General features: G+C 72.3%; 4 protein-coding genes. All 4 read right to left on the bottom strand.

Annotation, left to right across the window (positions count from 1 at the left end; translation table 11 throughout):
• On the bottom strand, positions 1 to 788 hold a 788-nt coding region (locus tag Q0D57_RS19085; RefSeq protein WP_291046989.1), incomplete at its 3' end, for a tyrosine-type recombinase/integrase.
• 247 nt (positions 789 to 1,035) lie between these two features.
• Entirely contained in the window at positions 1,036 to 1,935 is a 900-nt protein-coding gene (locus tag Q0D57_RS19090; RefSeq protein ID WP_291046991.1) for a phosphodiesterase, read from the bottom strand.
• A gap of 325 nt (positions 1,936 to 2,260) precedes the next feature.
• Positions 2,261 to 3,601 (bottom strand): DNA-processing protein DprA, encoded by a 1,341-nt coding sequence (gene dprA, locus Q0D57_RS19095; RefSeq protein WP_291046993.1) that lies wholly within the window; start codon positions 3,599 to 3,601, stop codon positions 2,261 to 2,263.
• 128 nt (positions 3,602 to 3,729) lie between these two features.
• The gene (locus Q0D57_RS19100) at positions 3,730 to 4,605 is read right to left on the bottom strand and encodes an ATP-binding protein (RefSeq protein ID WP_291046995.1); all 876 of its coding nucleotides are present in this window, start codon (positions 4,603 to 4,605) and stop codon (positions 3,730 to 3,732) included.
• Between the last annotated feature and the right edge of the window lie 107 nt (positions 4,606 to 4,712).

Raw genomic sequence — 4,712 nt, forward strand, 5'->3', positions numbered from 1 at the left:
GAGCCGGGTGCGGCCTCGAGAAGGCGCGCCACGAGCTGGTAGACGGAGCGCGTGCCGAGCCGGGCGCCCCGGACCCCGAGGAACAGCGCCGCGCTCGAGCCGGCGGACGCTGATGGGGCCCGTGCGGCAGACCCGGCGGGCGCGGCGGCGGGCGTCGACGCCGCCGCACGGGCGCGAAGAGCCGGCCGTCCGCGTGCGAGGTAGTCGGCCACCGCGGTGTGCGCGGGGGTCCCGAACGGCACGACCCGCTCCTTCGAGCCCTTGCCGACCACGCGCACGGTGCGCCGATCGAGATCGAGGTCGTCGAGGTCGATGCCGACGAGTTCCGAGACGCGCAGGGCCGAGGCGTAGAGCAGCTCGATCACCGCCCGGTCACGAAGGGCGACCGGATCACCGTCGGCCGCGGCCGCGTCGAGGTGCTCGAGCACCTCGGTCATCGAGTCACCTGAGAGCACGCGGGGCAACGTCCGGTCCGGCTTGGGTGCGCGGAGCCGCACCGCGGTGTCGATCTCGATGACCCCCGTGCGCCGCAGCCAAGCCGAGAACGTCTTCGCACTGGCCGAGCGACGGGCGAGCGTCGACTTGGCGAGCTCCCGCTGCGACGCCTCCCACAGCCAGTCCCGGTAGAGCTCGAGATCGAGCCCCTGCACGTCCTCGATCCCTCGCTGGGCAGCGAACCGCTCGAGATCGGCGAGGTCCGCCCCATACGACCGGACCGTGTGCGCCGAGTACCCGCGATCGAGCCGCAGATGCCGCTCGTACGCATCCCTGGCGTCTCCGATCCTCATCCCCCCAGCTTGCCTCCTCCTGTCCCGGACGCCCGAGCACCTCGCGGGCCTCACCCGCATTCACTCGGCCACCACATGCCGGATGCCGTCCGGCCGCATCCCGTCGAAGCACTCGCCGAGGCCTCCCCCCGGCCTCGCGCACAGGGCGTTCGCGCACTCGATCGAGACACCTGGAGGCTCATCTCCCGACGAACACCGGCACCCCTCAGCAGACCTGGTGGTCCGGCCGCGGAGCGAGACCGGGCTCTCAGCTGGAGATCGGGGGGACCTGCCGCGAGAACGCCTCGAGGCGTTCGGGAGCGGGGAGGGCATCGACGCGGGCGACGAAGTCGTGGTCGAAGGAGGTCACGATCGGGTAGTCGCCGATCGGGATGATCGAGTGCACCACGCGGTCGTCGTAGACGTCCACGATCGAGAACGACTGGCCTCCGCCGAGGCCCCGGAGGGCGCCCCTCGGGCCGGCAACGTCCATGGTGTAGCAGGTGGCGGCCGCGACCGAGACGGGGATGCCCGCGAACATGCTCGTCGTGGAGTAGTGGAGGTGCCCGCCGAGGATCGCCCGCACGTCGGTGCCCTCGATGACCGCCGCGAGCTCGTGCTGGCGCTGCAGCTCGAGAATGGGCATGAGCGGGAGCGTCGTGGGGATGGGCGGGTGGTGCAGCGCGAGGAGCGTGCCCTCCGGCGCGGCGTGCTCGAGCTCTGCACACAGCCACCGGAGCTGCTCCTCGGAGAGCTCGCCGTGGTGATAGCCGGGCACCGTCGTGTCGAGGGCGATGATGCGGAGGCCACCGAGCATGATGCTCGCCACGACCGGATCGGTGAGCGGCTGCTCGTCGAGCAGTTCGGTGCGCACCCGCGCCCGGTCGTCGTGGTTGCCCATGACCCAGAGCACCCGAGCTCCCAGCCGAGCGGCAGCCGGCTCGACGATTCCCCGGATGCGCCGGTACGCATCCTCCTCCCCCAGGTCGGCGATGTCCCCCGTGAACACGAGCGCCTCCGGCCGGATGCCCGACTCCTCGAGTTGAGCCAGTGCCCTCGTGAGCGTCGCATCCGTGTCGATCGCACCGTGCAGCGGCCTCTGGCCCGCCAGGAAGTGCGTGTCGCTGATGTGGACGATCGTGTGCGGTGGCGCGCCGTACTCGGACATGCCCCCAGTCTCGCAGACCCCTCCGCGCCCGCCCGTCCGGCTCGCTCACCCGCCCGGCTCCCGCCGGAACAGTCGGTGAACAATGGACGCCACCTGGCGTTCGGGGGTGCCGGATGAGGGGCGGGCGGGGTGCGCTCGGGGGTGCCGGTGGGGTTGCGGGTGCGAGGTGCCGGACGGCCGCCAGTGGATCGCGGATGACGGACGGCGGATGGGGTGGGATGGGGGTGCCAGACGGTCGCGAGCGGACGGCGGATACCTGATGGTGGACAGTGGCAAGCGGCCGGCGGCAGGCGCAGGCAGGAGGTCGACGATCGCAGCCGGGAGGTCACGATCGCAACCAGCCGGAGGAGATCTCGCGGGCGGTGCCTTCCAGGGAGAGCGCGCCGAGGGCGGCCTCGACCTCACGGAGGCCGAGACCGGAGCGCCTCGCCAGGTCGGCGACGTCGCGAGCCGCCCGCTTGCTCAGGGCGTCGTGGACCCTGGTCGGAGCCGCGGCGAGACTCGGCCGACTCGGCACCCCAGCACCGACGGAGGCGGTGGCGGCCGAGGTCGCAGCCGGAGCCGGAGCCGAGCCTCGTGGTGCTCGTCCCGTCGGCGGCGCACCAGGCGAGGGCACGCCCGACGCGGGCGGTCGTTCGGGTTCGCCCACGAGCCCGTCGAGCAGCGACGGCTCCAGGTTGAGGCTGCCGAGGGCGAGCTCGGCGACCTCTGCTGCCGAGGTGACGCACACGGCGTCGTACTCGCGCAGAAGCCGGTGGCACCCCGCCGAGTTGACGCTCGTGACCGGCCCGGGCACCGCCCCGAGAGCGCGCCCGAGCGCCGCAGCATGGCCCGCCGTGTTGAGCGAACCCGAACGGTGCCCGGCCTCGACCACCACCGTCGCCACCGAGGTCGCGGCGATGAGCCTGTTGCGCTGCAGGAAGCGCCAACGAGTGGGTGCCGCTCCGCACGGGAGTTCGGAGACGACTGCGCCCACAGCGATGATGCGCCGGAGCAGGTCTCCGTGGCCGCTCGGATACAGTCGATCCACCCCGCCGGCCAGATAGGCGATCGTGGTGCCGCTCGATGCGAGCGCCGCCCGGTGCGCCATCCCGTCGATGCCGTAGGCGGCCCCCGAGACGATCGAGAAGCCGCGGTCGGAGAGACCGGCCGCGAGGTCCATCGCCACGTGCTCGCCGTAGCTCGTGGCGTCTCGCGAACCGACGAGCGCGACCGAGTCCCCGGACCCGCCGAGGCACGTGGGGTCCCCTCGCACCCACAGCGCGAGCGGGGCGTGGGGGCCGAGGTCGGCGAGTCCCTCCGGCCAGGCCGGATCACCCGGAACGACGAGCTGCGCTCGGTGGTGCGCGGCCGCCCTCAAGGCGGTCAGCACGGTCTTCGACGCCAGTCGCGGCTTCCAGCGCTCCAGTGCCGCGGCCACGTCGGCGAGCGGGAGATCGGCGCGCGCCTCGGCCGAGCACGCCCCCACCCACTCATCGGGAGTGCGCCTCTCGAGCAGCATCGACAGCGACCGGTCGGCTCCGAACTCACCCACGATGGTCCCGGCGGTCACATCCCCCGGTTCGACGAGGCTCGACCAGGCCGCGCGGGCGAACCGCTCATCGATCGACGCGACGCCTTCGCGCGGTCCGTCGCCCACGAGCGCGGTCGGTGTCGCTGGCGCCATCGCGGAGGATGTCCCCGCCCCGGCCCCCAGCGGAACAGGCCGAGCACCTTCTTCCGGGCTGAGGAGCTCCGCCGCGGTCACGGCCCGCACGGCGGACTCCACGTGCGCACGATCCAGATGGTGGAGCATCACGTGGTCACCGACTTGCGGAGGAACAGCGCCCGGCCGATGTGCTCGGCCGACGGCGCCGACGCCGTGTCGAGGTCGGCGAGCGTCCACGCCACCCGCAGCACCCGGTCGTAGCCGCGCATCGTGAGCGTACCGCGCTCGAGGGCGCGGTCGATGGGAGACGTGACCGCCACGGGGAGTCGCCGCGACCCGGTGCGGAACCAGGAGCCCGGCACCTCCGCGTTCGTGCGCCAGGGCGTGGCGGACAGTCGCGCCGCGGCCACCTCTCGCGCTCGTTCGACCCGGAGCCGCGCCGAGGCCGTCGTCTCGCGCGAAGGCTCCCCCGCCAGGCGGATCGCTGCCGTGGTGACGCGATTGACGCGCAACTGGAGGTCGACCCGGTCGAGCAGCGGGCCTGACAGGCGCCCCAGGTACCGTCGCCGGGCGATCGACGTGCAGACGCAGGCGATGTCGGACGTTCCGTGCTGACCGCACGGACACGGGTTCGCGGCGAGCACCAGCTGAAAGCGGCCCGGGAAGTGCGCGACACTGCTCGCGCGATGGATGGTGATGGTGCCGGACTCCAGCGGCTGCCGCAGTGTGTCGAGCACCGCGGCCGGGAACTCGGGTGCCTCGTCGAGGAAGAGCACGCCGTGGGCAGCCCGGGCCGCAGCGCCCGGGCGGATGATCTTCGAACCTCCTCCGACGAGCGCCGCGGCCGATGACGTGTGGTGCGGGCTCTCGAGCGGAGGCCTCGTGACGAGACCGTCGAGCGCTCGCCCCGACAGCGACGTGAGCGACGTGACCACGAGCGACGCCTCCGGCGACAGATCGGGCAGGAGCGCCGGCAGCCGGTGCGCGAGCATCGTCTTGCCCGCTCCGGGTGCAGACGGCATCAACGTGTTACAGGTGGCCCACTGCAGTTCCAGCACAACCAGTAAACAGCTAGTGTGATCACTGCATGATGATTCATCATGGAGTGCACAAGGAATCACGTCTTCAG

The organism is Herbiconiux sp. (assembly GCF_023264895.1).
In the GTDB taxonomy this organism is placed as follows: Bacteria; Actinomycetota; Actinomycetes; order Actinomycetales; family Microbacteriaceae; genus Herbiconiux.

What these genes read in the sequence shown, in the direction of transcription:
- Q0D57_RS19090 (WP_291046991.1), bottom strand. Translation starts at nt 1,935, where the DNA reads ATGTCCGAGTACGGCGCGCCACCGCACACGATCGTCCACATCAGCGAC.
- dprA (WP_291046993.1), bottom strand. Translation starts at nt 3,601, where the DNA reads ATGGCGCCAGCGACACCGACCGCGCTCGTGGGCGACGGACCGCGCGAA.
- Q0D57_RS19100 (WP_291046995.1), bottom strand. Translation starts at nt 4,605, where the DNA reads ATGCCGTCTGCACCCGGAGCGGGCAAGACGATGCTCGCGCACCGGCTG.